The organism is Phormidesmis sp. 146-33 (assembly GCF_052939515.1).
On sequence record NZ_JBJPHU010000077.1, the window covers coordinates 1 to 22,732 of the forward strand.

Annotated in this window: 28 protein-coding genes; 10 read left to right on the plus strand and 18 right to left on the minus strand. The window is 49.5% G+C overall.

The genetic code is table 11. The features are described 5' to 3' along the window. Window positions 1–121 precede the first annotated feature (121 nt). Complete coding sequence (locus ACJ2PR_RS24375; protein ID WP_446859643.1) at window positions 122–424, plus strand: hypothetical protein; 303 nt, start codon at window positions 122–124, stop codon at window positions 422–424. A 177-nt stretch (window positions 425–601) separates the two neighbouring features. Then, window positions 602–988: a hypothetical protein gene (locus ACJ2PR_RS24380; RefSeq protein WP_446870078.1), complete on the plus strand. Its 387-nt coding sequence runs from the start codon at window positions 602–604 to the stop codon at window positions 986–988. Window positions 989–1,114: 126 nt separating this feature from the next. On the opposite strand, the gene ACJ2PR_RS24385 is transcribed toward ACJ2PR_RS24380, so the two are convergent. Further along, complete coding sequence (locus tag ACJ2PR_RS24385) at window positions 1,115–1,654, minus strand: DUF4330 domain-containing protein (protein WP_446878887.1); 540 nt, start codon at window positions 1,652–1,654, stop codon at window positions 1,115–1,117. A 337-nt stretch (window positions 1,655–1,991) separates the two neighbouring features. On the opposite strand from ACJ2PR_RS24385, the gene ACJ2PR_RS24390 reads away from it, so the two are divergent. Together ACJ2PR_RS24390 and ACJ2PR_RS24395 are read left to right on the plus strand one after the other, a co-directional pair. Continuing rightward, window positions 1,992–2,858: a M48 family metallopeptidase gene (locus tag ACJ2PR_RS24390; protein WP_446859646.1), complete on the plus strand. Its 867-nt coding sequence runs from the start codon at window positions 1,992–1,994 to the stop codon at window positions 2,856–2,858. A gap of 75 nt (window positions 2,859–2,933) precedes the next feature. Beyond that, window positions 2,934–4,172, plus strand: a complete 1,239-nt coding sequence (locus tag ACJ2PR_RS24395) for an ABC transporter ATP-binding protein (RefSeq protein WP_446878888.1) — start codon at window positions 2,934–2,936, stop codon at window positions 4,170–4,172. A gap of 382 nt (window positions 4,173–4,554) precedes the next feature. Here the strand turns inward: ACJ2PR_RS24395 and ACJ2PR_RS24400 are convergent, their stop codons facing one another. Both ACJ2PR_RS24400 and ACJ2PR_RS24405 read right to left on the minus strand, forming a co-directional pair. Then, window positions 4,555–7,329 (minus strand): zinc-dependent metalloprotease, encoded by a 2,775-nt coding sequence (locus ACJ2PR_RS24400; RefSeq protein ID WP_446878889.1) that lies wholly within the window; start codon window positions 7,327–7,329, stop codon window positions 4,555–4,557. Window positions 7,330–7,657: 328 nt separating this feature from the next. Then, window positions 7,658–10,078, minus strand: a complete 2,421-nt coding sequence (locus ACJ2PR_RS24405; RefSeq protein ID WP_446878890.1) for a GH116 family glycosyl hydrolase — start codon at window positions 10,076–10,078, stop codon at window positions 7,658–7,660. Between the two features lie 270 nt (window positions 10,079–10,348). Here ACJ2PR_RS24405 and ACJ2PR_RS24410 point away from each other — a divergent pair, with 270 nt between their 5' ends. The 3 genes from ACJ2PR_RS24410 to ACJ2PR_RS24420 all read left to right on the plus strand — a co-directional run bounded on the left by ACJ2PR_RS24410 (window position 10,349) and on the right by ACJ2PR_RS24420 (window position 12,047). Continuing rightward, on the plus strand, window positions 10,349–10,672 hold the full coding sequence (locus tag ACJ2PR_RS24410) for a hypothetical protein (RefSeq protein ID WP_446870086.1): 324 nt from the start codon (window positions 10,349–10,351) through the stop codon (window positions 10,670–10,672). 21 nt (window positions 10,673–10,693) lie between these two features. Beyond that, window positions 10,694–11,221: a GIY-YIG nuclease family protein gene (locus ACJ2PR_RS24415; RefSeq protein WP_446878891.1), complete on the plus strand. Its 528-nt coding sequence runs from the start codon at window positions 10,694–10,696 to the stop codon at window positions 11,219–11,221. A gap of 460 nt (window positions 11,222–11,681) precedes the next feature. Beyond that, complete coding sequence (locus tag ACJ2PR_RS24420) at window positions 11,682–12,047, plus strand: hypothetical protein (protein ID WP_446878892.1); 366 nt, start codon at window positions 11,682–11,684, stop codon at window positions 12,045–12,047. A gap of 336 nt (window positions 12,048–12,383) precedes the next feature. Here ACJ2PR_RS24420 and rppA read toward each other — a convergent pair whose 3' ends face one another. After that, a complete protein-coding gene (gene rppA / locus ACJ2PR_RS24425) occupies window positions 12,384–13,067 on the minus strand; it encodes a two-component system response regulator RppA (protein ID WP_446878893.1) in 684 nt (227 codons plus the stop codon). A gap of 169 nt (window positions 13,068–13,236) precedes the next feature. Between rppA and hisG the strand changes: the two genes are divergently transcribed. Together hisG and ACJ2PR_RS24435 are read left to right on the plus strand one after the other, a co-directional pair. Then, on the plus strand, window positions 13,237–13,884 hold the full coding sequence (gene hisG / locus ACJ2PR_RS24430; protein ID WP_446859654.1) for an ATP phosphoribosyltransferase: 648 nt from the start codon (window positions 13,237–13,239) through the stop codon (window positions 13,882–13,884). A 53-nt stretch (window positions 13,885–13,937) separates the two neighbouring features. Then, window positions 13,938–15,776 (plus strand): ABC transporter ATP-binding protein, encoded by a 1,839-nt coding sequence (locus ACJ2PR_RS24435; RefSeq protein ID WP_446878894.1) that lies wholly within the window; start codon window positions 13,938–13,940, stop codon window positions 15,774–15,776. 3 nt (window positions 15,777–15,779) lie between these two features. Here ACJ2PR_RS24435 and ACJ2PR_RS24440 read toward each other — a convergent pair whose 3' ends face one another. The 12 genes from ACJ2PR_RS24440 to ACJ2PR_RS24495 all read right to left on the minus strand — a co-directional run bounded on the left by ACJ2PR_RS24440 (window position 15,780) and on the right by ACJ2PR_RS24495 (window position 21,787). Next, on the minus strand, window positions 15,780–16,121 hold the full coding sequence (locus ACJ2PR_RS24440) for a hypothetical protein (RefSeq protein ID WP_446878895.1): 342 nt from the start codon (window positions 16,119–16,121) through the stop codon (window positions 15,780–15,782). A gap of 347 nt (window positions 16,122–16,468) precedes the next feature. Then, a complete protein-coding gene (locus ACJ2PR_RS24445; RefSeq protein WP_446878896.1) occupies window positions 16,469–16,711 on the minus strand; it encodes a hypothetical protein in 243 nt (80 codons plus the stop codon). 156 nt (window positions 16,712–16,867) lie between these two features. Continuing rightward, entirely contained in the window at window positions 16,868–16,984 is a 117-nt protein-coding gene (locus ACJ2PR_RS24450) for a TPR end-of-group domain-containing protein (protein WP_446878909.1), read from the minus strand. A gap of 19 nt (window positions 16,985–17,003) precedes the next feature. Beyond that, window positions 17,004–17,366, minus strand: coding sequence for a hypothetical protein (locus ACJ2PR_RS24455; RefSeq protein ID WP_446870091.1), 363 nt, complete (start codon window positions 17,364–17,366; stop codon window positions 17,004–17,006). Then, entirely contained in the window at window positions 17,363–17,620 is a 258-nt protein-coding gene (locus tag ACJ2PR_RS24460; RefSeq protein WP_446870092.1) for a hypothetical protein, read from the minus strand. Before ACJ2PR_RS24460 ends, ACJ2PR_RS24455 begins: the two co-directional genes overlap by 4 nt. 82 nt (window positions 17,621–17,702) lie before the next feature. Then, window positions 17,703–18,059 carry a DUF5615 family PIN-like protein gene (locus ACJ2PR_RS24465; RefSeq protein ID WP_446870093.1) on the minus strand — a complete coding sequence of 119 codons (357 nt, stop codon included), beginning with the start codon at window positions 18,057–18,059 and terminating at the stop codon, window positions 17,703–17,705. Then, window positions 18,056–18,280, minus strand: coding sequence for a DUF433 domain-containing protein (locus ACJ2PR_RS24470; protein ID WP_446870094.1), 225 nt, complete (start codon window positions 18,278–18,280; stop codon window positions 18,056–18,058). Before ACJ2PR_RS24470 ends, ACJ2PR_RS24465 begins: the two co-directional genes overlap by 4 nt. A 129-nt stretch (window positions 18,281–18,409) precedes the next feature. Continuing rightward, window positions 18,410–18,655 carry a type II toxin-antitoxin system HicA family toxin gene (locus ACJ2PR_RS24475; protein ID WP_446878897.1) on the minus strand — a complete coding sequence of 82 codons (246 nt, stop codon included), beginning with the start codon at window positions 18,653–18,655 and terminating at the stop codon, window positions 18,410–18,412. Next, window positions 18,648–18,857, minus strand: coding sequence for a type II toxin-antitoxin system HicB family antitoxin (locus tag ACJ2PR_RS24480; RefSeq protein ID WP_446878898.1), 210 nt, complete (start codon window positions 18,855–18,857; stop codon window positions 18,648–18,650). The genes ACJ2PR_RS24475 and ACJ2PR_RS24480 overlap by 8 nt, the downstream gene beginning before the upstream one ends. A 95-nt stretch (window positions 18,858–18,952) precedes the next feature. Beyond that, entirely contained in the window at window positions 18,953–20,218 is a 1,266-nt protein-coding gene (locus tag ACJ2PR_RS24485) for a tetratricopeptide repeat protein (RefSeq protein ID WP_446878899.1), read from the minus strand. After that, window positions 20,205–21,572: an ATP-binding protein gene (locus tag ACJ2PR_RS24490; protein ID WP_446878900.1), complete on the minus strand. Its 1,368-nt coding sequence runs from the start codon at window positions 21,570–21,572 to the stop codon at window positions 20,205–20,207. The genes ACJ2PR_RS24485 and ACJ2PR_RS24490 overlap by 14 nt, the downstream gene beginning before the upstream one ends. A 2-nt stretch (window positions 21,573–21,574) precedes the next feature. Continuing rightward, window positions 21,575–21,787 carry a helix-turn-helix domain-containing protein gene (locus ACJ2PR_RS24495; RefSeq protein ID WP_446878901.1) on the minus strand — a complete coding sequence of 71 codons (213 nt, stop codon included), beginning with the start codon at window positions 21,785–21,787 and terminating at the stop codon, window positions 21,575–21,577. A 117-nt stretch (window positions 21,788–21,904) separates the two neighbouring features. On the opposite strand from ACJ2PR_RS24495, the gene ACJ2PR_RS24500 reads away from it, so the two are divergent. After that, entirely contained in the window at window positions 21,905–22,153 is a 249-nt protein-coding gene (locus tag ACJ2PR_RS24500; protein WP_446859665.1) for a hypothetical protein, read from the plus strand. Between the two features lie 5 nt (window positions 22,154–22,158). Here the strand turns inward: ACJ2PR_RS24500 and ACJ2PR_RS24505 are convergent, their stop codons facing one another. Next, window positions 22,159–22,422, minus strand: coding sequence for a Uma2 family endonuclease (locus tag ACJ2PR_RS24505; RefSeq protein WP_446878902.1), 264 nt, complete (start codon window positions 22,420–22,422; stop codon window positions 22,159–22,161). Then, the gene (locus ACJ2PR_RS24510) at window positions 22,412–22,591 is read right to left on the minus strand and encodes a hypothetical protein (protein ID WP_446859667.1); all 180 of its coding nucleotides are present in this window, start codon (window positions 22,589–22,591) and stop codon (window positions 22,412–22,414) included. Before ACJ2PR_RS24510 ends, ACJ2PR_RS24505 begins: the two co-directional genes overlap by 11 nt. Between the last annotated feature and the right edge of the window lie 141 nt (window positions 22,592–22,732).

The following is a 22,732-nucleotide window of genomic DNA, read 5'->3' on the forward strand; positions in this document are numbered from 1 at the left end:
TAGGGGGCTGAAGCCGATCGAAACGAAGCGAGTCACTCTCATCGAACTGACGTTAACAAAACTTCCAATCCTTAAAACACCAAACCCTTACCTATTTCTTCCTCCCTCCTCCCTTCTTCCTATGTTTTCCGAATCTTATTATCTCATTCGCTTAAAATCCGATGGTAGCTATCTGGCAGCCCATCCAAATCTAGGAGAATCAGAGGCTCGATCGCCTCAAAATGGCTACATGCTGGTTTTCTCAGAACACTACGATGCGCTGAGTTATTTGAATAAACATGCGTCAGGAGTGAGCGATCGCTTCAGTGTCGAGTCGCTTCCCGGAACACAGGTCGATAAGGTGCTAAAACGCTGGGGCTTCAAAGGACTTGGAGTGGTTCAAGATCCTTTATTGCCCCGCGTAGAATTTATGTCTAAAGGGTGAACTCCTCTCGATCCATCCTTCTTACGACAGGCAAATAATTAGACTCCAACAAAGCAAACTCACCCTAGATGTAGATGTGATGATGTGACGAATTCTGGGTAGATAGGGACAGTTAAAGTCCAATCTGTTCAGATTTAATCTGTCAGTCATTCAAACAATCTAATCGGAGGAAATTGTATGAAGTCTATTCTATCTACGCTACGGTTTGTGTTAATGACCTGTCTGTGTGCAGTATTACTATTTTCGTCCGTAGTGAACACGGCGAATGCGGCTCCTAACCCCAATCAACCGATTAAAGGCGAAGCGACCGAACCCGCCAAAACCTATGAGCGGACGGCTAAAGATGCCATCGATCGCGGCGGTTTACGTTCCATTGAGGAAGTGACCGAGAGAGCGCAAAACGGTGCCCCCAACGAAATCCAAGGAACCGCAGGCATCGAAGGCATGAAGCGCCCTTCTAACACAGATGCAAGCACGATCGAAGGGAGAATCAAGAATTCCTTAGAGAAAGCGCAGGACAAAGCAGGTGACACCGTTGAATCTGCTAAAAATGCCGTTCGCTAACGTGAGGAAATAATTCTCAACTTGATCGAGCCACTTAAGCCACAAACTCTTTAAATCGCAAACTCTCAGGACTCAGGGGCAATCATTCTGTCCCTGTTTTTTTGTTGGTCTGATTGAGAAGTCTGACTAATCCTGAATTCTGACTGAGATGACGCTGGTGGTGAAATTGTAATTTGGGCCATCTAACTCAAGCGACATTCCGACCTTTACTTTTTCGCCACCGAGGACGGGAGTTCGCTCTTTGGTCGCCCGATCTTCGGCAACTTGAGCATTGCTGCCTAGCGTCAAAATCATGTCGTTTGACAAAGCGGCTTCGGGTCGGGGGTCAGGTAGCGATTTGACCGAGCCATCAGGCTGAGGCACGATCGTATTGCGGGGCAAAAACTTCACCGACTTCAAAATGGCTTCCCCTGAAGGCTGCTTTCGCACCACAATGTTGGCTTTTTGCCCTTCTTTGATCAAATCTTTGGGGCTGACAGCGCTCAACCCTCTGACCATCACATCGACCTCCACTGCTTTACGAATGGCTCCTACTTGAGCGACTGAGCCAGACGTACCAGGGTAAAAAAAGATACCAAAAATAACCAGCAAAATGACCAGGGCCGCCCCTACATCTAGAATGCTGAGTTTGCCCAATAAGCGACCTTGAGAATCTAGAATAGCCATAAACAGTTCCAGTTGCGGTGATGAGCTTTGAAACGCGATTGAGTTTGAGCAATCCTCTGAGCAGATTTCTCGTTGCTGTTTTAGTTTAGACGAGCAATCTCAATGCTTGGTGGGCAGAGCAATGCTGCGCCCATTCGTGACAGTCCAGATTACCATGACTGGTAGGGGTGATCACGATTAGAGGCTAGCTTCTCAACTCAATTTTTAATTGAAATTTTTCTTCGTCACGATCGCCTTTCCTGCAACCAAAATCCTGGAAAAATCGTCTCGTTTTTAAGCAGTCTTGTTTTGCGTCCCTGTGGAGCGACTCCAACTCTTTCTTACCCGACTTGGCACTATGTTAAACCCATCCTCTCAACCTTCCTTTAGCGCTTTGTGGCGAAAAACACGCCGTTGGTTTTACCCAGTTTTGTCTGTGACGATCGCGCTGGGGATTGCGATCGGTCAGCCGATGATGGCTCAAGCCTCTTGGCTGGATCTGCTGCGGGGCGGCGTTCAGGTGATTCAGGGCATTCAAATTACGAGAATGTCTGACGCTCAAGAAACAGAACTGGGCCAGCAAATTAATCGAGAGATTACGACCAAACAGGTCAGACTGATCCGAGATGCCCGCATCAATGATTATGTCAACCAGATTGGGCAACGATTGGCGGCTAAGAGTGAGCGTCCTAATCTGCGCTATACCTTTCAAGTGGTGGACGATAACGCCATTAATGCCTTTGCCACAATGGGCGGCTTTGTTTATGTTCACAAAGGTCTGCTGACAGCGGCCGACAACGAAGCGCAACTTGCCAGCGTCATGGGTCACGAGATTGGTCATATTACCGCCCGTCACGCCATCAAACAGATGGGAGAAACGATGAGAACGCGGGGCTTGTTAACCGCAACAGGAGCCGATCGCAGTCAGGCAATTAATATTGGGGTGCAACTAGCGATGCGTCTGCCTCACAGCCGTCGAGCCGAGTTTGAAGCCGATCAGGTTGGGTTAAACATGCTGACTCGCGCTGGGTATGCTCCCTCTGAGATGGTGGCCTTTATGCAAAAGCTGGTGAGCGCTCGATCGACTCCCACATTCTTGAGTACGCACCCTGCCGCCGCCGATCGCGTGGTTCGCTTAAAACAAATGGTGCAATCGGGTTCCGCTGGGGGCAAAGACGGACTCAACAGTGCCGAATACAAATCCAGAATCCAGGCGCTTCGGTAAACAATCCTTGCTGTGGTTGCTGAGGGGTCACTCAACCGATAAGCTGATTTGCATCTACAAAGAGGGTTTGCGATCGTGGCTCAGGTTGTTCTTGAAAATATCTACAAAAGTTTCCAGAAAGGGGCCCCAAAAGCACCCAAGGGGGAACCTGACTCCTCCCGCCTCCCGCCTCCCGCCTCACCAACCGCCGTCTTGCGATCGATCAATTTGTCGGTGCAAGATGGCGAATTTATGGTGCTGGTGGGCCCGTCTGGATGCGGCAAAAGTACCCTACTGCGGCTGATTGCAGGATTGGAGGAACTGACCGGGGGCACTATTCGAGTGGGCGATCGTCTGGTCAATGAGCTACCGCCCAAAGAGCGCGACATTGCAATGGTGTTTCAAAACTATGCGCTCTATCCTCATATGACGGTGTATGACAATTTGGCGTTTGGGCTGAGACGGACAGCGCTTGGTCAGACTTCTCAGAAAACGCACTCAAACTGGGGCGAAAATTTTTTGGTTGGGGCGACTCGTTCGTTGCCCAAGGGCTTGCGGTTTGTGTCCGATCGCGAACGGGCCGTTGAGCAACGAGTCAACATGGTGGCGCAGATGCTACAAATTCAGCCGTTGTTAGAACGTTTGCCCAAACAGCTTTCTGGCGGCCAAAAGCAACGAGTCGCCCTAGGTCGAGCGATGGCGCGCAATCCCCAGGTATTTTTGATGGATGAGCCGCTGTCTAATCTCGATGCCAAACTGCGGGCCGAAACTCGCGCTCAAATCGTCAAACTTCAACGTCAACTAGGCACGACGACGATCTATGTCACCCATGATCAAACCGAAGCGATGACGATGGGCGATCGCATTGCTGTCATGAATGCTGGACAGATCCAACAACTGGCTGCGCCGCTCGAATTGTACAATCAGCCTGCCAATCGGTTTGTTGCAGAGTTTATTGGATCGCCGCCGATGAACTTTTTGCCTGTGCAGGTCAAATTACCATTGCTGCTGAGTCATCCTCAATTTCGGCTCACGTTACCCGAAGTCTGGACAACAGCGTTGCAGTACTATGATGGTCAGACGGTACTGTTGGGCATTCGTCCCGAACATTTGAGCGTCAGCCCTCCGGCTCCCAAAAATCTGCCTGTCAAAGTGGAACTGGTAGAAGCGTTGGGCAACGAAACCTTTTTATCGGTCAATCTGTCCGGGGATTTGCTGCAAGCCAGAGTAGAACCCGATCGTTCGGTTGAGTTGGGTGAAGATCTGTGGCTGGCGATCGCTCTTGATAAGATTCATCTTTTTGACTTTGAGACGGGTTTGGCGATTCGACCTTGAGCGATTTGGTCAGATAAAATCCATCCAAAAACTTTTGGGTCGTAAATTAGTAAACCCGGCGAATTAATTCGCGGCTATGAGAACAAAACCCGCCTTCGCGGGTTAAAACAACGTCAGTTCGATGAACGCTTCGCTTTTAGATCCAGGAACGCCCCCTAAATCCCCCACGAGTGAGGGACTTTGAACCAGAATTCCTCTCTGAAAGTCCCCCAAAATTGGGGGGTTGGGGGGCAGAAGCCGTGAACAACGAAGCGAAAAAACTCTCATCGAATTCACGTTAAAACACGATTCTTCTCTTAAAGTCCCCCAAAATTGGCAGCTTGGAGGACAGAAGTTTAGAGCATCGGAGACTTCACCGACTTCACCAAATTCACGTTGAAAATTAGCCTGACTGCAACTGAGCATCTAAAGCTTTGTTGATACGATCGCGGGCTTCTTCTAAATGTGCTTTGGTGTAGATGTCTTGATCGTTAACTTTTCGTAGGGCGTGACCGATCGATCCTTGAAGCTGTTTTAACTCATAGCGGGCAACGGTTCGAGCGTCTTCGGGCGCGTCCGCTTTTCGTAAAATTAGGGCGATCAGCGTGTTCATGTACTCTCGCTGAATGGCGCGGCGCAGACCAGACAGTTTGAGCGTTCCCTCTGGTTTCATGACTTCGCCCCAAATGCTGGTTTGCAGAGAGTCAAACAGTTCGGGAATGGTCAGAGATTGACCCGGAGCGGTTTTGAGTTCACCATCGCGCAGACGAGCCAGACGCTGATATCCCAAGAGATCGTAGAGCACGATCGTTTGCAAAAATAGAATATTGTCGTGAATCGGATAGTCTAAATTGGCAGACGGTTCGGTTCCCCAGTGACTCCAACGAGAGGGTGCCAGCTTATTCAAAAACTCAGGCGCAAATTGAAAGTTTGCTTCACTGAATACGTTCTTTCGCAGGCTGAGAAGGGCTTGACGCTGCTGTTCTACGGGCACAGGCTCTAGAGGCAGTCGTCCTTTTGCGTCGCCCGATCGGTAGCGGTTAAAGTATTGTCCGCCCACATATTCGGTGAGAAACAAAGAGTATTGAAAGTAGTACTCAAAGACTGCGTTAAACGCGACGCGAACTTCATTAAAGCTTTCTCCTGCACTCGGATAGCGACGATCGACCTTCTTCCACATTTCGCGGGCGTTGTCGAGTTGCCACTGGGTGTAGGTGAGCAGATCGCCACTCATGTCAAATAGGTTGACCTTGGGATCGAGGAAAGTATAAGCGTCTTCGTCAGTGGCATAAGAAAGATCTGGGTCTGGGGCCCGCTGGGCAATTTTTTGCAGGGCGCGAGTTTCGGCTTGAGGAATTTTGGCATCCGTAGGCGTGTAACCGTAAGCGATCGCCCACTCGTCGTAGGGGCCAATCACGGGCGTAAAGTAGTGTCCCTGTTTGACTCCTTGAGGCGCAAGATTGACCGCGTTGTAGTCCATGACGGAGGCGACGAGTCCTTTTTGCTGCGTGATCGCTTTGTCGTTTAACTCATTGGGTTTGAGCATGGCGCTGCCGTGGAAGTTGTGCCGCAGACCGAGGGTGTGACCGATTTCATGGGCGATCAACTCTCGGACAAATTGGTGAACGTATTCCTTCATTTCGGGACTGCTAGGCAAAACGTTTTGAAACATTGAGAGCGCCATGTTGCCCACCGCGAACTGTTTTGCGGTATCTACGCCATAACAGAGATCCTGATAGTTGCCCAGGTGAGAGCCAAAGCGTAGTTTGGGAGCTGTTTTTTGCGAAAGCTTGGGAGCATTGCGCTGGAGCGATCGGGCCGCCATGCCAAAATTACAGAGATTAGGATTTCCAGTCAGTTGGGCCGCAAAGGGAGCCGAGGTCATCTGATTTTGTTCGACGATCGTGCGATAGTCTTCCTTCAAGGCGCGTACAAAGTCGGCTGAGACAATCACATCAGCATCCAGAATTTCGCCCGTCAGGGGATTGACGCGAGACGGCCCCATCGCAAAAATCGCATCGGTCGAGTTAAACCAGCGAATCGTGTTGTAACGCACGTCGGCCGGGTCCCAATCTGCTTTATCGGGCATTTGTTTGACGACGATCGCATTTTGAAAGCCACTCTTCTCAAAGGCGCGATTCCACATCAAAACGCCTTCTTTGACGGCTTCTCGATGCTCAACCGGAACGGTGTTTTCGATCCAAAAAACGATCGGCTCTTTGGGGGGCGACAGGGCAGCTTTGGGGTCTTTTTTCTCTAGCTTCCAGCGGTTGATGTAGCGCACAAAGGATTGGCGCGGCGTGTCATCGGTTAGATCTTTAAAAGCCGTGATGAAATATCCCACCCGATCGTCGGCAAAGCGAGGCAGGTAGCCGTTATTTTCGGGCAGTTTTGACAGGCTATAGCGAACTCTCAAACTAAAGTCTCGGCTGTCGGGCAGCGATTGAATGTAAGGAGGCATTTGTGAACCGTCGCCGCCCCCTGAAAAACCATAAAACGACTCAATCTCCACATTTTGCGGAAAGGCTTTGACCTGACCAAAGTAGGATTTGCTGGCATCGATCGAGTAACTGCCTTGCAGCGAGTACGACAAGACGGGCATTAATCCAGGTAGGTCGCCCAACAAAAGGGGATTGAGTTCGACGAGCAGCGTTTTGCGTTGAGGGTGAATGCTGCGAATCGGCAAAACTTCGAGAATAGAGTCGCTAAAGGAGCGATCGACCGATCGCCGCATCGGACTGCCTGCCTGAGCACGAAAATAAGTGTTGGGAATGACAAACTGTAGCGAGTTATTGACGCGACGAAACGTAAACAGAAAATCACCCAGGGGCAACCCACTATAAATTCCTCGCTCTCCAATTCCCGATTCCAACGTCATGGTCGAGAGATAGTTGCGGTTTAGCTGATCGGGGGCGATTTCGGCGAAGAGTTTGCCCGATCGCTTGTTGTGGTAGAGCGGAAACAGCCCGTCAATGCGAGTTGCATCCTGAGTCACTTGAGCAAATGGCTTAAAGGATTTGTCTGACTCGTCATCGCTGGAGGATTTTGGGGAGGTTTCGGCGGGGGGCTTAGATTGTTGCGCGGTTGCGATCGTGGGCAATGGTCGATCGATATAAATGGGCAGCAATACCAAACACAGCCCAAGCAAAAAAGCTAGAAAAATGGATCGTCGTTTCATTCTGTCGCAATGCACCATAGCAAGAAGTTTCGACTTGCACCCCGTCACACCAGGCTACTCAACGCTACCGTCGATCGGTAGAAATTATCGGAAGAACTTAATCTATTGTGAGCAATTCTTGAAATAAATGGGAATTGGGAATGCTCCAGGGGTTTAACTGATGTGAATTTGTTGAGGTTAAACCTGATTTCAGTTTTCGGTGTTGCTGATTGGAGGGATGACTCTGTGGGAAGTGTCTATCTTTTCGCCCCCTACAATCCCCCAAAATTGGGGGACTTTGAACCTTGGGTTTCGCTTTGGGGCAATTTATCCCCTGATTCAGCAACGCCTATTTTTCTGTGTCTAGGCTGTGTAGGACGGCCCATATCGCCATTGCTCTGAGGTAGTGACTGGCGCGAAACGTTTTGGCGGCTGTGATCGCTTCGGGCGTGCGGAACTGAAGACCATTGTCATAGATTTGTTGAACGACGGATTTGGTGAGGGTTAGTGCCTCGGTTTTCAGGTTCATTTGCACTAGGAAGGCGGCGAGTCCAAAGTTGATGCCTGTCCAAACTTCGAGCGGGTGGGTGGCGTTGGGGTTTTCGGGGGAACCGTTGGGACGAACGCCGTTGGCGGCCCCGATCGGATGAGGCGGGCGTGAGGCGTGAGGCGGATCGGAGGTTTGGGTGATGTAGTCGTTGAATTTGAGGAAGCAGGCGTTGTAGATGGTTTTGAGGGCGGATTGGGCGCAGTCTGGGGGGACGACATCGGGGAGGTTGAGGAGGCGGGCGTAGAATTGGCCGCAAAGCTGGTCGGCCATTACGATGTCGGAACCGCTGTCACTGTCGAGTCGGTAGTATTCGCCGTTCCAGAGTTTTTCTTGGTAGAGGGGGCGCGATCGCTTCAGCCAATCTTCAAACGTGGCAACGGGGCGGGTGAGAATCTTGCCGATGGCGATCGCCGCTTCCAATGCTGCTATCCACAATCCGCCACAGTAGGCGCTGACTCCCTGTAGTCGCCAATCGTCAAAGGTCTGATCGGGGGCACCAGCGTTTTCGGGAAGGCCGTCGTCATCTAAATCGAAGGCTTTTAGGTAGTGCAGGGTTTGTACGATCGCTTCCCAACAGTCCGCCAAAAACTCAACGTCGGTGGCACCTGTCAGAGAGTAGTCTCGATAGACTTGCAACACAAAATCGGAACCCAAATCTTTCCACAAGTTGCAGTCCTGGTAGCTGGTGTAGTTGGTTTTTTCCCAGACGTGCTCGTTGGGCGCTCCTAAATCGTGGGGAGTCGCTCCGGCAGCTTTGCGAATCGCTAAAGGACTTTCTGACTTGAGGGTGTAATAGTAGCCAATCACGCGGGTCTTTTCATCACGGTTGGGAATCGCTCTGGCGAAGGCTCTAATCACTGATTTCTCTAACTCAGACCAGAGCATCAATAGCCCAAACGAACCGTATAGTCTCACGTCTAAGCTCTCATACCAGCGATAGTCGAGACATTCCAAAACAGCAAATTGACCGACGGGATCACGTTCGTCTGCGGCACTCCAGAGCGTTCCTCCATCGGTCAGATCATAAAGCTCGTTGAACAACGCCATCTTCATCCAGTCGGGCAGGTCGGCGCGATCGAGAATCGGTTGTTGCCAAGTCTGGATCTTTTCTTGCCAGGTTCGATAATGCTTGAGGGCGGTGCGGGCGATCGTCCAGGCGTTGAGTCCGGTGCGGCCAAAAAAGTCGGTGTAGCGACGAAAATAATTCACGCCCTGAGCAAACTCCGTCACCGGAAAATCCCAACTCAGCACAAAGGGAATCTGTCGCGTCTGTCCTGGTTTTAATGTGAAACGAACGGCGATCGCACCTCCGATGCGTTCTCTCTCTTTTGCGGGGGTTTCGTCGTCACGGTCTTGAAGCGATCCATCTTTTGAGAAGGTTTGCCACAGATCAGAGCCATCTCCAACGGGATTCCAGCGTGTGTCGTAAAAAACTTCTGTTAGATAAGGATTGAGCGGAGTCGCGATCGCCCACTGTCCGTCACCTTCACTCGGAGGAATAGCGGGATCTACGTTCTGGTTGCTCATGACGATGCCGATTCGTTGCTCGTCTCCGGTCAGCGTGTTGAAGTTTCCGGCACTTTCTCCGAGGCGGGGCTGATAGTCATAAACAGGACTGCCGTCATCGCGCACCACCACTTCCGGCGACTTGAGCGTATTGGTAAACCAGCCAACCATGTTCTCCCAGGTCAGCAAAATACTCAACGTGATCGGCTTGTCGGTGGGATTGTGAGCCGTCCATTCAAAAACGGCGATCGGGTAGCTCGTCTCTTGATAGTTGTGGGCAATGATGGGCGAAAATTGTTCACAAGTCAGCGTGGCTTGAAAGACATTTTCATAAGCAAACCAACTCCGAGGATACAGCGCGTGATAAGTCCCCGTTTCGGTCGTTGGATACGGTTGCCAGGTGCTTAAGGTGCCGTCTTCAGGAGATTGAGTCGAAAGGGCGTAGGTCTGCGTTTGGTCTTCAACTTGCTCAAAGACGCTGAACTGACAGGCGGGCATCGATCGAAACACATGTTCGCCGCCATCAATGTGCCAGAGATTGAAATCGCCGCCGTGCGATCGCCCAATACAACCCGCGCCAAATCCGCCCAGGGGCATTCCGTGCCAGGGCCCGTCGTCTAAATTGCTGGCATAGCGAACGGTGTAAGGCTTTTCCCAGCCCAGCCCGATCGCACGACTCCAGGCACAAGCAGGAATAACAGGCAGCTTCGTCATAAATTGGATCGCATTCAGCAATAGGAACTATAGCGTCTGTGCGTCACAAAACGGGATACGATCGAGAGCTAATGCTAATTTGCTGAAGTTCTTTTGCTTCGGTGTTGAGATCTTCTGCCTCCCAACCCCCAATTTTAGGGGACTTTAAGAGAAGAGTTCTGGTTCAAAGTCTCTCACTTGTAGGGGATTTAGGTAGTCCAAAGTCTGTAACCGCAGCGAGAAAGCTCCTTGAATTGGCGTTAGCTTACGGTTCATCATCTGACTCAAATTATGGGACTCAAAATTATTGAAAACTTCGACAGCAGTTTCTCGCTAGAGCCTGACGTTAAAGCCAATTTGTTTGAGTGTTTGAATAGCGCCGCTTTTCTCGAACAGATTGCCAATACGTTGCAGTGTAGTCGTGTCGAATTCACTGAGTTACTGTTTCAGCCTGTGCCTTACAGTACGGCAACGCCTAAAGGAATGCCTGCTGAGTTTGAGAAGTTTCAAAATTCTTTGGAGTATGCGATCGTTAACGTTCCGCCCAATTTTATGTTCAAGGCAAAGGTGTTTAAACCCAGCCGTCTTTGTGCAATTTATCGAAAAATCAGTTAGAAAATCAGCAGTTAGATTCCAATGTCTGAAACTCCTCCTTTAGCTAGTTTAGAATTCATTTCTTACGTCAATGACGCGGGTCAACTGCCCGAAGAATTTCAGGGAAAAGTCGGCGTTTATGCCATTTTTGATGGTGAAAAAGTTCTGCAATTTATTGGATTTTCTCGCGACGTTTTTTTGAGTTTGAGACAACATTTAGTCAGACAACCCGAACACTGTTATTGGGTAAAAGTGAAGACGGTCGATCGCCCCAGTCGCACGATTCTTCAAGAAATTCGAGAGGCGTGGATTGCTGAAAACGGAGCGGCTCCGATCGGTGACGACGCAACCTGGAACCAGCCGATCGACGTTAAAGCCTTGATGACAGATGCCGAAAAAGCGAATTACGCTGACCCCTATCACGATGAAGTTGCTCAGGTCAAAATTCTCAAAAATGTGGCGCGACGCATTGAAGCTGGGATCTTGGAAGGACTGCGATCGCGCGGAGTCAAAGCCGATTTGCGCTTTAATCCCAAACTCAAAGAAGAAGGGTTATTAGATTTGAAATAATGTCGTTTGACCCGTCCAAACTAAAGCGTAATCAGACGATATTGTAGAGATTAGCCCTGCATGATTTTCGATTAGTTTCTGAAGTTTGTAACTCGGTGATCAGGGGATTTGATTGTTTTGAAATGCTTAGTGCGGATGAAAGGAGTGATCGAACCCAAAATCCTCATTCCCTTGAAAACTGCTGCAACATTTACTTGACGCGGGGCAAAATTCCAGATATTCTCTCAAATCAAGGACATCTTTTCGTCACGGGAAGGCTGTCTGGTCGCCCAAAAAATCTAGTCTGTCGCTACCCAAGGCTGTTACAGCAACCAAGGGCAGCTAACCCACGAGACTGACTGAGACAGTCCAGAGGGCTAATGGAGGATTTTATCACTCCTTTGGCCGCTCCGGCTTGCGATGTTCGTCGGGGCGGCTAGTTTTTTGGGTTTCTTCGGAAACTTAAAATTGGAGTACCCACATGGCAGAGCGCTTATTGAACGCTGGCTTTTGGCTGTGCGATTTCGCCTATGCATTTCTAGAATTGATTCAACGCCGTTTCCTTCCCGATACCATTCCCCGTTTTACGATTACTTCACTTCGCATTCCGCTTCAGGATCTTTTACCTGACGTTGCCATTCCTCACTCTGATGAGTTTGAAATTCTGCGGGTGTTAATTATCGGTTCCTCAGACGGGGTAACGGAGACGATTCAAAACCTACACGTTCGACGATTTGCGAATGCGACGGACTGGAGTCCTTTGCTGCCTGCGCCCTCGTTTGGCGAAGTGATGAGCATTCTCACCCGACAGCGCCGCAAATTGGCTGATGGAGGACTTTCGGATTAACGTCAGTTCGATAGAATTTTTCGCTTCGTTATTTTGCACTTCTGCCCCCCAACCCGCCAATTTTGGGGGACTTTAAGACAAGACTTCCAGTTCAAAGTCCCTTACTTGTGGGGGATTTGGGGGCGTTCCCGAATTTGCAGTCGGAGCGAAGTATTTCGTCGAATTCACGTCGGATTAGAGTTCTCGTTCAAAGTCCCTCACTGTCCGGGAATTTATGGGGCTGACCGGATTGGCAAACGTCGTAAGTTGGAGCGATCGGGTTCCTTCGCTTCGTTGATCTCATCTTCTGCCCCCCAGGCTGCCAACTCTGAGGGACTTTTCACTCTTCAAACTTGGCTATTCGCCGCTTCCAAATCGGTAGCCTTTGCCGTAGACGGTTGAGATGAGGGGCATTTCTCCGGCGACTTCGATCTTGCGACGCAGGAGGCGGATTTGAGCAGCCAGGGCGTTACTGGTGGGTTTTTCGCCGTCGCTCCAGAGATGCTGATAAATTTGGTCATGAGTGAGAAGCTGATTGGGTTGACCCATCAGGTATTCAAGGAGTTGACTTTCTTTTTCGGAAAGCTCGATCGCTCGTCCGTTTCGATAAGCGATCTGGTTTTGCAAATCTAATTCCAGGTCTTCCACTCGTAAGCGTTGCGTCGGAGTTGATTCCTGAACCACGGGCCGCCGCAACAATGCCCTGACTCGTGCCAGCAATTCTCGCAGTTCAAACGGTTTGATCAAATAGTCATCGGCCCCGGCATCCAATCCCAACACGCGATCGTCGATCGTATCTTTGGCCGTCAAAAACAAAACAGGTGTCGTGTCCCCGTTTGAGCGCAACTGCTGACAGATTTCTAGCCCCGATCGTTTGGGCATCATCCAATCCAGAATCAGCAGATCGTATTGAGTTTCAGTCGCCAATTGGGTACCGCGATCGCCATCGTAAGCCACATCCACTTGATAGCCTTCACGAGCCAGCACTCGACTCAAAGGGTCAGCCATTTCGATTTCATCGTCAACAAGCAGAATTCGCATGGGGAAGGGAGGAGTGGGGTGTGGGGTGTGGGGTGTGGGATGTCGAGGGAAATTAGGCGATCGTTCACACAACCCCCTATCTTTAATATTTAAGGCTTATCCTGATCTTCGGATAGATTGGGTCTTTTTTCATCCCTCCTCCCTCCTCCCTCCTCCCTCCTCCCTTCCTATGCTCACCGTCGCCATTCCCAAAGGTGGTTTGCTCAAAGACAGCATTCGCCTTCTACAATCTGTTGGACTTGACTTTAGTGCCTTTCTCGAACCGGGCAACCGTCAATTGCAAATTACTGACCCTAGCAACACCGCCAAAGCCTTACTAGTCAGAAACTCAGATGTCCCGGTGTATGTCGAATATGGGCAAGCACAACTCGGTATTGTCGGCTATGACGTGCTGCGAGAAAAAGCTGCCAATGTTGCTCAACTCGTCGATTTGGGGTTTGGGCCCTGTCGATTGTCAGTCGCCGTGAAAGCCAGTAGCCCCTATCGATCGCCCCTCGAACTCCCACTCCACGGTCGAGTCGCTTCTAAGTTTGTCCACTGTGCCCGCGAATATTTTCAATCGTTGGATCTGCCTGTCGAAATCATTCCATTAGCTGGCTCGGTCGAGTTGGGCCCGATTACCGGAATGTCAGAAGCGATCGTGGATCTCGTCGCCACAGGCAACACGCTGCGAGAAAATGGACTGATCGAAATCGATGTGCTGTTTCAAAGTACGGCCCGGCTGATTGCCCACCCTCTTAGCTATCGGCTTGATACGTATGGACTGCATGACTATGTAAATCAGATGCGTCAGACCGTCAGCCAGGTAGCGACCTGATACTCACCATCGATTATTCGCTATCCTTAAGCTTGTCCGACTTGCGCGCTACCATGACCCAACCGACCTCGATCGACACCCGCCGACCCAAAGAAACTGACTGGCGATTATTTCTGCGACTGGTGCCCTACGCTCGTCGGAATATGCGGTTGTTGTTGTGGTCGCTAGTGTTTTTGGTGCCTTCAGCGATCGCCACGACCCTTCAGCCCATTCTCATCGGTCAAGCCGTTTCTTTGCTACGACGAGAACCGACTACGTTTGGATTTTTGCAGGGGCGATCGCTTTCAGAAGGACTCAATATTCTCACAGGGCTGTTGTTGTTAACGATGGTGTCTCGATTGGTGTTGGATGCCACTCAAGGTTATCTAGTCCAAAAAGTGGGACAGCGCATTACCGCCAGCATTCGCAATGATTTGTTTGATCATGTTACGTCTCTCGCGGTTCGATTTTTTGATCGTACGCCCGTTGGTCGATTAATTACTCGGCTCACCAGTGATGTTGAAGCGTTAGGCGAAGTGTTTTCGACGGGCGCGATCGGTGTTGTCAGTGATTTGTTTTCGATGCTGGTGATCACGGTAACGATGTTTACCATTCAGTGGCAGTTAGCGACATTGTTACTGTTGATGTTGTTGCCTGTGACTGCATTGATTGTTTACTTTCAGCAGCAGTTTCGCAAAGCTAACTACAAAGCGCGAGAAGAGTTATCCGTTCTCAACTCCATGCTGCAAGAAAACATCACAGGCATCGGCGTTGTGCAGCTATTTCGTCGAGAACAGTTTAATAGTGAAATCTTTCGCAAGACCAACCTGAAATATATCAAAGAAGTCGATCGCACGATTTTTCACGATTCTGCCGTCTCAGCGACTTTGGAATGGGTGTCTCTGGTGGCGATCGGCGGCGTTCTCTGCATCGGTGGCTGGCTGGTTATGGACAAGGCCATCAGTTTCGGCATTCTTTCCACCTTCATTCTGTTTGCCCAACGCCTCTTTGATCCCCTGCGTCAGTTTGCCGAGAAATTCACCGCCATCCAAGCCGGATTTACTGCCGTCGAGCGAGTCAGCGAAATTTTGAACGAACCGATCGAGATCCGCGATCCAGAAACTCACCCCTCATCCCTCATCCCTCTCGCGAAGCGTGCCGCCAGCGGCAACCTTTCCTCCTCCCCCGGAGAAATCCGCTTTGATCACGTCTGGTTTGCCTACAAGTCTGACGAATACGTGCTTCAAGATTTGGACTTTGTGATTCGTCCCGGTGAGAAAGTCGCCTTAGTCGGGCCAACCGGAGCCGGGAAAAGTTCGATTATCCGCTTGCTCAGTCGCCTATATGAACCCACTAAAGGGCGCATTCTATTGGACGGAATTGACATTCGCAACCTGCGCCAAGCCGAACTGAGACGAAAAATGGCCGTAATTCTACAGGACGGCTTTTTGTTTGCAGGCGATGTCAAAAGCAACATTACCCTCGGCGAAACCTACAGCTTTGACGAAATCCGAACCGCCGCCGAAAGTACCAACGTCGCTACCCTAATCGAACGCTTGCCCCAGGGCTACAACACCATGCTGCGCGAACGAGGCACCAACCTATCCGGAGGCCAAAAACAACTCCTCGCCTTTGCCCGCGCCGCCATCCGCAATCCTCCGATTTTGGTACTTGACGAAGCTACCGCCAGCCTCGATGTCGGCACCGAATCTCTCATCCAAGAAGCCTTAGAACGCCTGCTAGAACACCGCACTGCCATCATCATCGCCCACCGACTTTCGACCATTCGCAACGTCGATCGCATCATGGTCTTAAAGCGAGGGCAACTGGTCGAGTCAGGCACTCATGATGAATTGCTGAGTCAGGGCGGACTCTATGCCAGTCTTTATCAGCTACAAATGCTAGGTGAATAGGATTTAGCGAGGCACTCTTTCTGCTGAAATCAAATTTTTAACCTGCGTTGTCTTCATTGGCAAACTAGAAGGCTGAAGGTCTGAATTCTCACGCTCCGACAGATTGCGATCGAGCCAGTGTCTTGGATGTGACGACAACTTCAAAATCATCTGCTCTGAGCTTTGATAGGTTCTACTCAAAACAGAATCCGTCTGCGAAGGCGGCTCACTCAACTGAGAAGACGAAAGCCCAATCCTCCATAGCGGCTGGGAAGAAGAAGCCTCGATCGCAACCAGCGCCCCGATCGAGGCTGCCCAACTGCCCAGAGCGCAGACCGTTAACCATTTTTCGATTCTTTTGTTCATCCCTAGACTCCACGAACTGGAATGGCAGCAACTTTTGCGGGGGGTTCCTGGGGGCATCAGGGGCGTTGCGTCAGAAGAATGCTTCATGAAGATTTGACTCTTAATCAGCAGTTTCTCTTAATTTCCATCTAAGCCTGTCTGGGAAAACACGGGCAGTAGGAGTGTGCCACATAAATTCTTCATGACTTTGACAAGGAATCAGGAGAAAATCACGACGATCGCCTCTACTCAGGTAGTATATCTTTTCCCTGACTGGAGAACCCTCATCATTTGTTCCCCGTCAACCGCTAAATGTCGTATCGAGTTGTGAAGTTTGGCTGAAGTAGAATTTTTGGGCTGACGAGACGTTAGCAGCCTCCAATTTGTCCTCGCTTGCCAGAGTCGGCGATCGGCAATGTCCCTGGATCAATGCCGCCAAACTCTATCCTCTGCCAGGGTGCTCGACTGCGACGAGGAATTTTCTGATCCTGAGTGGGCACTTGAATCGAGTAATCTAGTTCGTTAGCCTGCAAAGACTGATTTTGAATCTTTTCTAATGTGATGCTTTCGAGCCATTCTGGATCGACATGATGAAACGATTCGTCTGACATTTAAGAAACCTCAATCCGATCATTGGATAAAGGATGACTACAAGGGCGATCGGCTAAGTTTCTCACAGTTTTTTGAATCACCTGAAATCGATCATTGCTACAGCAAGTTCTGTTATTTTTAGCAGGTGCTTCTACACCGATCGCGCTTTCTCCGTCTTATTCTACCGATTCGTCAAGTAATGCCTGAAATCGATCGTCCTCCCGAATCCCATCAAAATCAGCATCGGTTTTTGCCATCTCACGATATTTGGGGTCGAGAGCGATCGAATTCAGCGGTCAAAGGCGATGCTTTTCAACCTAGAGTCAGAATCTCGGCTGAAAAATCTACAACCAATCGTCTTGTTCTCAACCAGGGGATGCCAATGAGAACTTGCTGAAATGCTGAACCGACGACCACTGGAATTGTAAATTCTTGCCGATCGACTGAGATTTTACCCAAATAAGTTGGCAGAATGGTTTCTCCTTGAGCGGTTTCAACTTGGCGGGTGCCATAGAAAGACCAATCAAAGGCTTCCAAGTCCTGCTCGTTAATCGCTAACCACTCTGTCGAGCCTGTATCTAGCAGTGCATTAACTGCAAACCTTTCACCGTTTGTTGCAATCAGTTCAACCTCAAAAAATAACTGTCCAAGTTCGTCAAATTCACCTTGGATCATACTCGTCCACACAGCCCGGTTTCATTGAGGCGAAAGATGGCAAACGGGACTTGAGGATGTTTTTCTCTGGCTTTAGTGAGGGCAGCGATCTCGTCTTGATCGACAAAGTAATCTCCGCTTTCTGGCTCGATCAGGATGAACCAGTTGTGATGATTTTGCACGAGTTCGGAAGGCAAGTTTTCAAAAATGGCGCGTCCTCGTTGATGCAGGTCTGCAAGGGGGATCGCTTGTTCTGACAAATGGCTCTGACTCATAACGACCTCTCAATCTCCATTCAGTCTACTTCTTTGAGCAATGCCTGAAATCGATCGTCGCTGCGAATCCCAAACCTTGAAGTTAGAACAGAGTGAGTATTCCAGCATTTGCATTTTCATTCAAGGACTGAATGATATCGAAGTGCGACCCCTCGCGGGTAACTCGAAGAGATCGCAACATAGTGTCAATTTCGCGAGTCGAACAGTTTCCCCGACGAATCCACACAACTTTAGGTGGGAAGCCTCGAATCAAGCTGATCTCATTAAAGTCTGCGTCTCTGGTCACGATGATGAAGTCATGCTGTTGAGCATACGTCCACAAGATTAAATCGTCTGACTGATCAAGCCCAATTTCATAAACGTGTTTTGAATCTGGGTATAAGTCTGCGAGACGATCGACCAGGCGAGGCGATAGGTTCTGGTCATACAAAAGTTTCATGCTTGGGCGACGAGGGTTTGTCTTTCTCGGTCGGCCGCGTAGCTCAAACAGGCTAGGATGTCTTCCTGGGTCAAGTAAGGAAAGTCATCTAAAATTTCTTGGTAGGTCATGCCTGAAGCGAGGTACGACAACACATCATAAACGGTGATTCGCATTCCCCGAATGCAAGGTTTCCCACTGCGTTTGCCAGGTTCGATCGTGATGATGTTTTGATAGTTCATGCCGTTATTTATAGCGAGTGCTTCTACGTCGATCGCTCCTCTCCGTCTCCTTTTATTCTACCGATTCGTTAAGTAAGGACTGAAAACGATCGTCATCCCCGGTTAGCTTCGCAATAGCTAAAGGCAACGCTAGAGAGACTGAATAAATTCTTCGGGAGTTACTTGAGCTTGTCTGAGAACACCGCTGAGGGTTCCGACTTTGAGTTCACGTCGGAGGGGAACGACACAGACAATCTCGCCAACCTGGGCTTTTTCGTCATCCAAGATTGGCTTTTTTAGGATGACGTGACTTCCGGTTTGTCTGGTTCTTACAAATCCTAGTTGTTCTAATGCTCGTACCGCCTCGCCACCAGAAATTCGAGGTAATTTAGGCACAGCTTACCTCAAAACTAGTGATGAATTTTGGGGCTGCGTCGGGGATGGAGGTTTCTTCTAAATAAAGTTGTGTGGCTTCTTTAAGGTTGGCAATGGCTTCTTCAATCGTTTCACCTTGATCAACAGTGCCGACTTCTGGACACTCCGCTACATACATATCGTCTTCTTTGTGAACGATCGCGGTAAAGATTCGGCTTTTCATCATGAAACCTAATTGAGACAAAACCTGATTTTCTTTCAGTTTATCTGATAACTCATCGACCTTAAAAATGACGACGCGATCGCGCCTTCTCTGTCTTATTCTACCGATTCGTTGAGTAATGCCTGAAATCGATCGTCTTCCCGAATCCCATCAAAATCAGCATCAGTTTTTGCCATCTCACGATGTTCGGGGTCGAGGTCGATCGCTTGCTTGAGAGTGGCGACCGCTAATTCCACCTGACCCTGCAACCCATAACAACAGGCTTTTTTGTACCAGCCGTAGGAATCATCTGGTTTGATTTCAAGTACTTTGTTGTAACTTGCAAGAGCTTCTTCATAGCGCTCTAGAGCCGCCAATGCAATTCCTCGACTGCCCCACGCTGTATGTCTGTCCGGTTTGTACTTCAGCGCTTCGTCATAGCTGGCGATCGCCTCCTCGTGGCGTTGTAAGTTACCTAGTGCAATGCCGCGATTGTACCAGGCTGCATCGTCGTCTGGTTTATACTTCAGCGCTTGGTCATAGCTGGCGATCGCCTCCTCGTGGCGTTGTAACTTACCTAGTGCATTGCCGCGATTGTTCCAGGCTGCATCGTTGTCTGGTTTATACTTCAGCGCTTGGTCATAGCTGGTGATCGCTTCCTTGTAGCGTTCTACTTCATATAACAGTTGAGCTTGCATGAACCAGCGGAGTTTTCTCAGATATCTGACAGGTGCACCAAAGTCTAGTTGTTCAATTGGGGTTGTAAGAATTTGCCATAGTCGGTTGCGTTTCTGAAATCGGTAGTCCATGTCTCTTCCTACCTGTCCTACCTGAATTACGTCTACGTCACGATGTGAAACTAGTCGTTCTTCTGAATCAGAAAACTCGAAGACACCACCGCCCCAGTCAAAGAAATCGGGCGCTCGTTGAATCAAATATTTAATGGCAAACAACGGCAGAACAAATACAAAACAGAGATGAGGAAAGCGATCGCGGAATCCGTCTCGACGCTGGTTTAGGTGTCCCAGAATTGGCGGCAGATTGCTCAGAGTATAGTAGTCACCCTCACCGCCATAACCAGGCTGAATGTAAGGCTCCAAAGACTTCTCTAGCCCTTGAATAATCAGAATGTTTAACTCATCTTTGTCAGGTCGAGCCTCTACCAGGTTATATAGATTGTCGATCGGCTCTGTCAGCGACAACACCGCGATTTTCTTTTGAGAAATGTCAGATTTTACCCTGGCAATCAGCCGAGTCGCTGTCGCAGGAGAACACCGCACAAACACAAGTCCAAACCCCTTCCGCCGCTGGAGCGATCGCCGCAGCGCTTGATAAACCTCTTCCTCAAAAGGCGACTTTTGACCCAGTTCAGCTAGATTCATGTGCAGCCTGCACTTTTTTCAACGCATCCTGAAACTTCGGAATTCCCTCAATCAAAGGATGCACATTGCACCAAACTTGTAGCTCATCCTGCTGATCATAATAGCGATATTCCAGCAAACATCGGTTTAGCATGAGCCGCATATGCTCAACATCATTCTCTCGCTGCCGTAGCCTACAAGCCCGTGCCAAAAGCTCCCACTGATGCTCCTGAATCGTCCGATTGTAGGTTTCTCGCGTCTCATCGATTGCCCGTTTTACCGCCTTCGCTGTAATTGGCAACTGATCTGTCCAATCGATCGCTTTTTGGATCATCTGCATCAAATTTCGCACATGCCCACCACTCATCAGACACAACAGCCTCAGCGTCTCTGGACTGTCAAACACAGGCGGCGTGTCCAACCCCCTAACCTTGCCCTCCAGCGTTTGCATCAAATTGGGGTCAGTCAACACCATGCGCCGCATGATCAACTCTCGCAGCTTCTCCAAGCCCTTCTGATTTTCAGTGCCATCCGGATTTTTCACCATCACCATCGGCAACACATCAGGCTTATCGTAGTTGTCTTCTAGCTGAGTGCTGCGATCGGAATACACCATCGAAATCGGAATGGTGTAGATCACATGACACGCTAACCCTCGCAAAATCTCACTGCGGCTCAGATAGATCTCGTCATAGTTGCTCGGCTTGGTGGCTGACTCCTTCACCTCTACAATGCGATCCAAGTTGTCTGCTACCAGCACAACCCCTTTGCAGTCTTGAGGAAGTACAGACTTAGCTTCACCAATAAACTCATTTAAGGCATCCACCAATGACTGAGTATTGGTATTGAGTTTTTGCCGAAACTCTCGCCGTTTGTCAGGCACAGCCCGCAGGTTGGCGCTGATTTTAGCAAACTGACTAATCTGCTGCTCCAGCTTCAAATCTGTAAACTCATAGTCTGTCAGAGCAAACTCTTTGAGCCATTGCCAGCGAGACTTCATCCACTTCACAAGCGGATTGTGGTCTTCAGGAATCCGCACATCGCGCACGAGATGACGCACGCAGGCAAACAAAATATCTGCATATTCAGTATCCTGCGGCTCAATGTCTTCATCGTCTGCCGCAAAGTAAACGACCTTAAATCTTTCTGCTTCCAAATACTCTCGGAGTCGCAGCAGTTCTGTAGATTTGCCCACGCCACGATGCCCAGAATAAAGCTGACAGGTTGGTTGTTTCGATCGAGCAATCTTTCGTCCCAACTCACGCACCACTTCCCAGCCGCCGCGCACTTCCTGACAATCCACGTACGCTTCTCTAGGTGGTGGCTGAAACGGCTCAAACGAGCTATAAATCTCAGTCAAATAATCCAACGGCATCACTACTCCTCGACTACCTCAATTAAATCCTCGATCGCCACCCCAAACACCCGCGCAATTTTTGATAACGCTACCACGTCTACCGTCGTCATTTTCTCCACACGAGCATAGCTTTTCACAGTGTTGTAATTCACTCCTGAGAGATCGGCAATCTCCTTAATTTTCAAGTTTTGTGCTTCCGCTAACTCGCGAATTTTTATGCGAAACGAACTCATGCTTGACAAGGGTGGTATATCACCCTTTAATACAAGTTGTACTAAAAAGCGATCGTTCCTCGGTCTGGACAACTCAAGAACGATCGCTCACAAAGTCCCACAAACGGAGACGTGACTATGATACCAGCCCCTCAGCCCGATCGAGCGGGTGAAAGTTTTGCAGCGTCAAATTATTGGCAACGGCTACACCCCTGGTGCATCATTCGACTCTTGCCCAAAATGCAGCGAATTGTCATCCAAAGGTTTCGCTCTCGCAGTCAGGCAGAAGAATACTTGAAAGCCTTGAGACGTATACTCCCAAGTGCCATCCACGAAATCATTTTCGACCCAATCTCTGAAGCGTCTCAGGACAACGATCGCTCTTGACTGCTCTAACCTTCAGAAGCCTGTAAGCCAGTTTGCAGTACCGACAGCACCGTTTTCATATCGCCTTCTAGCAGCGCAGACACCGCTAACCACAGACCCGGAAACACTCGACTGCGAATAGTGCCCTGCTCGTCTGCATTCAGCAAAACATACTCGTCATTTTCTAGCACAAACCAATCGATCGCCTCATGCAATGTGCGCCAAACGATGTACTCTTGCACTCCACTGCGACGATAGGCCCGTTTCTTGTCGTGTAGATCAATAGACACGCTGCGGAACCGAAAGTATCTGTTTGGGAGTTGCCACCATTTGCTGATTCTCCTGGCTAGAGAAGTGAGCACCCGTTCCATCGAAAACTTGACATTCCTGACTGAGGTAAGTTTTTCCCGGTGCTTTAACTTCAACAACGCGGTATCGACCCGCAAGTAATTGTGGCATCGCAAAACAGCCCTGATTGATCAAGATTATGGTCTGGAAAGCTTTGACCTTATGTGGTGTAGCTGACGGCGATCGAGCCACTTAACGGAGTCTTAATGCTGCCTTAAAAAGAAACAACTAGAATTCCTGAAAGATGAAATA

What these genes read in the sequence shown, in the direction of transcription:
- ACJ2PR_RS24375 (WP_446859643.1), top strand. Translation starts at nt 122, where the DNA reads ATGTTTTCCGAATCTTATTATCTCATTCGCTTAAAATCCGATGGTAGC.
- ACJ2PR_RS24380 (WP_446870078.1), top strand. Translation starts at nt 602, where the DNA reads ATGAAGTCTATTCTATCTACGCTACGGTTTGTGTTAATGACCTGTCTG.
- ACJ2PR_RS24385 (WP_446878887.1), bottom strand. Translation starts at nt 1,654, where the DNA reads ATGGCTATTCTAGATTCTCAAGGTCGCTTATTGGGCAAACTCAGCATT.
- ACJ2PR_RS24390 (WP_446859646.1), top strand. Translation starts at nt 1,992, where the DNA reads ATGTTAAACCCATCCTCTCAACCTTCCTTTAGCGCTTTGTGGCGAAAA.
- ACJ2PR_RS24400 (WP_446878889.1), bottom strand. Translation starts at nt 7,329, where the DNA reads ATGAAACGACGATCCATTTTTCTAGCTTTTTTGCTTGGGCTGTGTTTG.
- ACJ2PR_RS24405 (WP_446878890.1), bottom strand. Translation starts at nt 10,078, where the DNA reads ATGACGAAGCTGCCTGTTATTCCTGCTTGTGCCTGGAGTCGTGCGATC.
- ACJ2PR_RS24410 (WP_446870086.1), top strand. Translation starts at nt 10,349, where the DNA reads ATGGGACTCAAAATTATTGAAAACTTCGACAGCAGTTTCTCGCTAGAG.
- ACJ2PR_RS24415 (WP_446878891.1), top strand. Translation starts at nt 10,694, where the DNA reads ATGTCTGAAACTCCTCCTTTAGCTAGTTTAGAATTCATTTCTTACGTC.
- ACJ2PR_RS24420 (WP_446878892.1), top strand. Translation starts at nt 11,682, where the DNA reads ATGGCAGAGCGCTTATTGAACGCTGGCTTTTGGCTGTGCGATTTCGCC.
- rppA (WP_446878893.1), bottom strand. Translation starts at nt 13,067, where the DNA reads ATGCGAATTCTGCTTGTTGACGATGAAATCGAAATGGCTGACCCTTTG.
- hisG (WP_446859654.1), top strand. Translation starts at nt 13,237, where the DNA reads ATGCTCACCGTCGCCATTCCCAAAGGTGGTTTGCTCAAAGACAGCATT.
- ACJ2PR_RS24435 (WP_446878894.1), top strand. Translation starts at nt 13,938, where the DNA reads ATGACCCAACCGACCTCGATCGACACCCGCCGACCCAAAGAAACTGAC.
- ACJ2PR_RS24440 (WP_446878895.1), bottom strand. Translation starts at nt 16,121, where the DNA reads ATGAACAAAAGAATCGAAAAATGGTTAACGGTCTGCGCTCTGGGCAGT.
- ACJ2PR_RS24445 (WP_446878896.1), bottom strand. Translation starts at nt 16,711, where the DNA reads ATGTCAGACGAATCGTTTCATCATGTCGATCCAGAATGGCTCGAAAGC.
- ACJ2PR_RS24455 (WP_446870091.1), bottom strand. Translation starts at nt 17,366, where the DNA reads ATGATCCAAGGTGAATTTGACGAACTTGGACAGTTATTTTTTGAGGTT.
- ACJ2PR_RS24460 (WP_446870092.1), bottom strand. Translation starts at nt 17,620, where the DNA reads ATGAGTCAGAGCCATTTGTCAGAACAAGCGATCCCCCTTGCAGACCTG.
- ACJ2PR_RS24465 (WP_446870093.1), bottom strand. Translation starts at nt 18,059, where the DNA reads ATGAAACTTTTGTATGACCAGAACCTATCGCCTCGCCTGGTCGATCGT.
- ACJ2PR_RS24470 (WP_446870094.1), bottom strand. Translation starts at nt 18,280, where the DNA reads ATGAACTATCAAAACATCATCACGATCGAACCTGGCAAACGCAGTGGG.
- ACJ2PR_RS24480 (WP_446878898.1), bottom strand. Translation starts at nt 18,857, where the DNA reads ATGAAAAGCCGAATCTTTACCGCGATCGTTCACAAAGAAGACGATATG.
- ACJ2PR_RS24485 (WP_446878899.1), bottom strand. Translation starts at nt 20,218, where the DNA reads ATGAATCTAGCTGAACTGGGTCAAAAGTCGCCTTTTGAGGAAGAGGTT.
- ACJ2PR_RS24490 (WP_446878900.1), bottom strand. Translation starts at nt 21,572, where the DNA reads ATGCCGTTGGATTATTTGACTGAGATTTATAGCTCGTTTGAGCCGTTT.
- ACJ2PR_RS24495 (WP_446878901.1), bottom strand. Translation starts at nt 21,787, where the DNA reads ATGAGTTCGTTTCGCATAAAAATTCGCGAGTTAGCGGAAGCACAAAAC.
- ACJ2PR_RS24500 (WP_446859665.1), top strand. Translation starts at nt 21,905, where the DNA reads ATGATACCAGCCCCTCAGCCCGATCGAGCGGGTGAAAGTTTTGCAGCG.
- ACJ2PR_RS24510 (WP_446859667.1), bottom strand. Translation starts at nt 22,591, where the DNA reads ATGCCACAATTACTTGCGGGTCGATACCGCGTTGTTGAAGTTAAAGCA.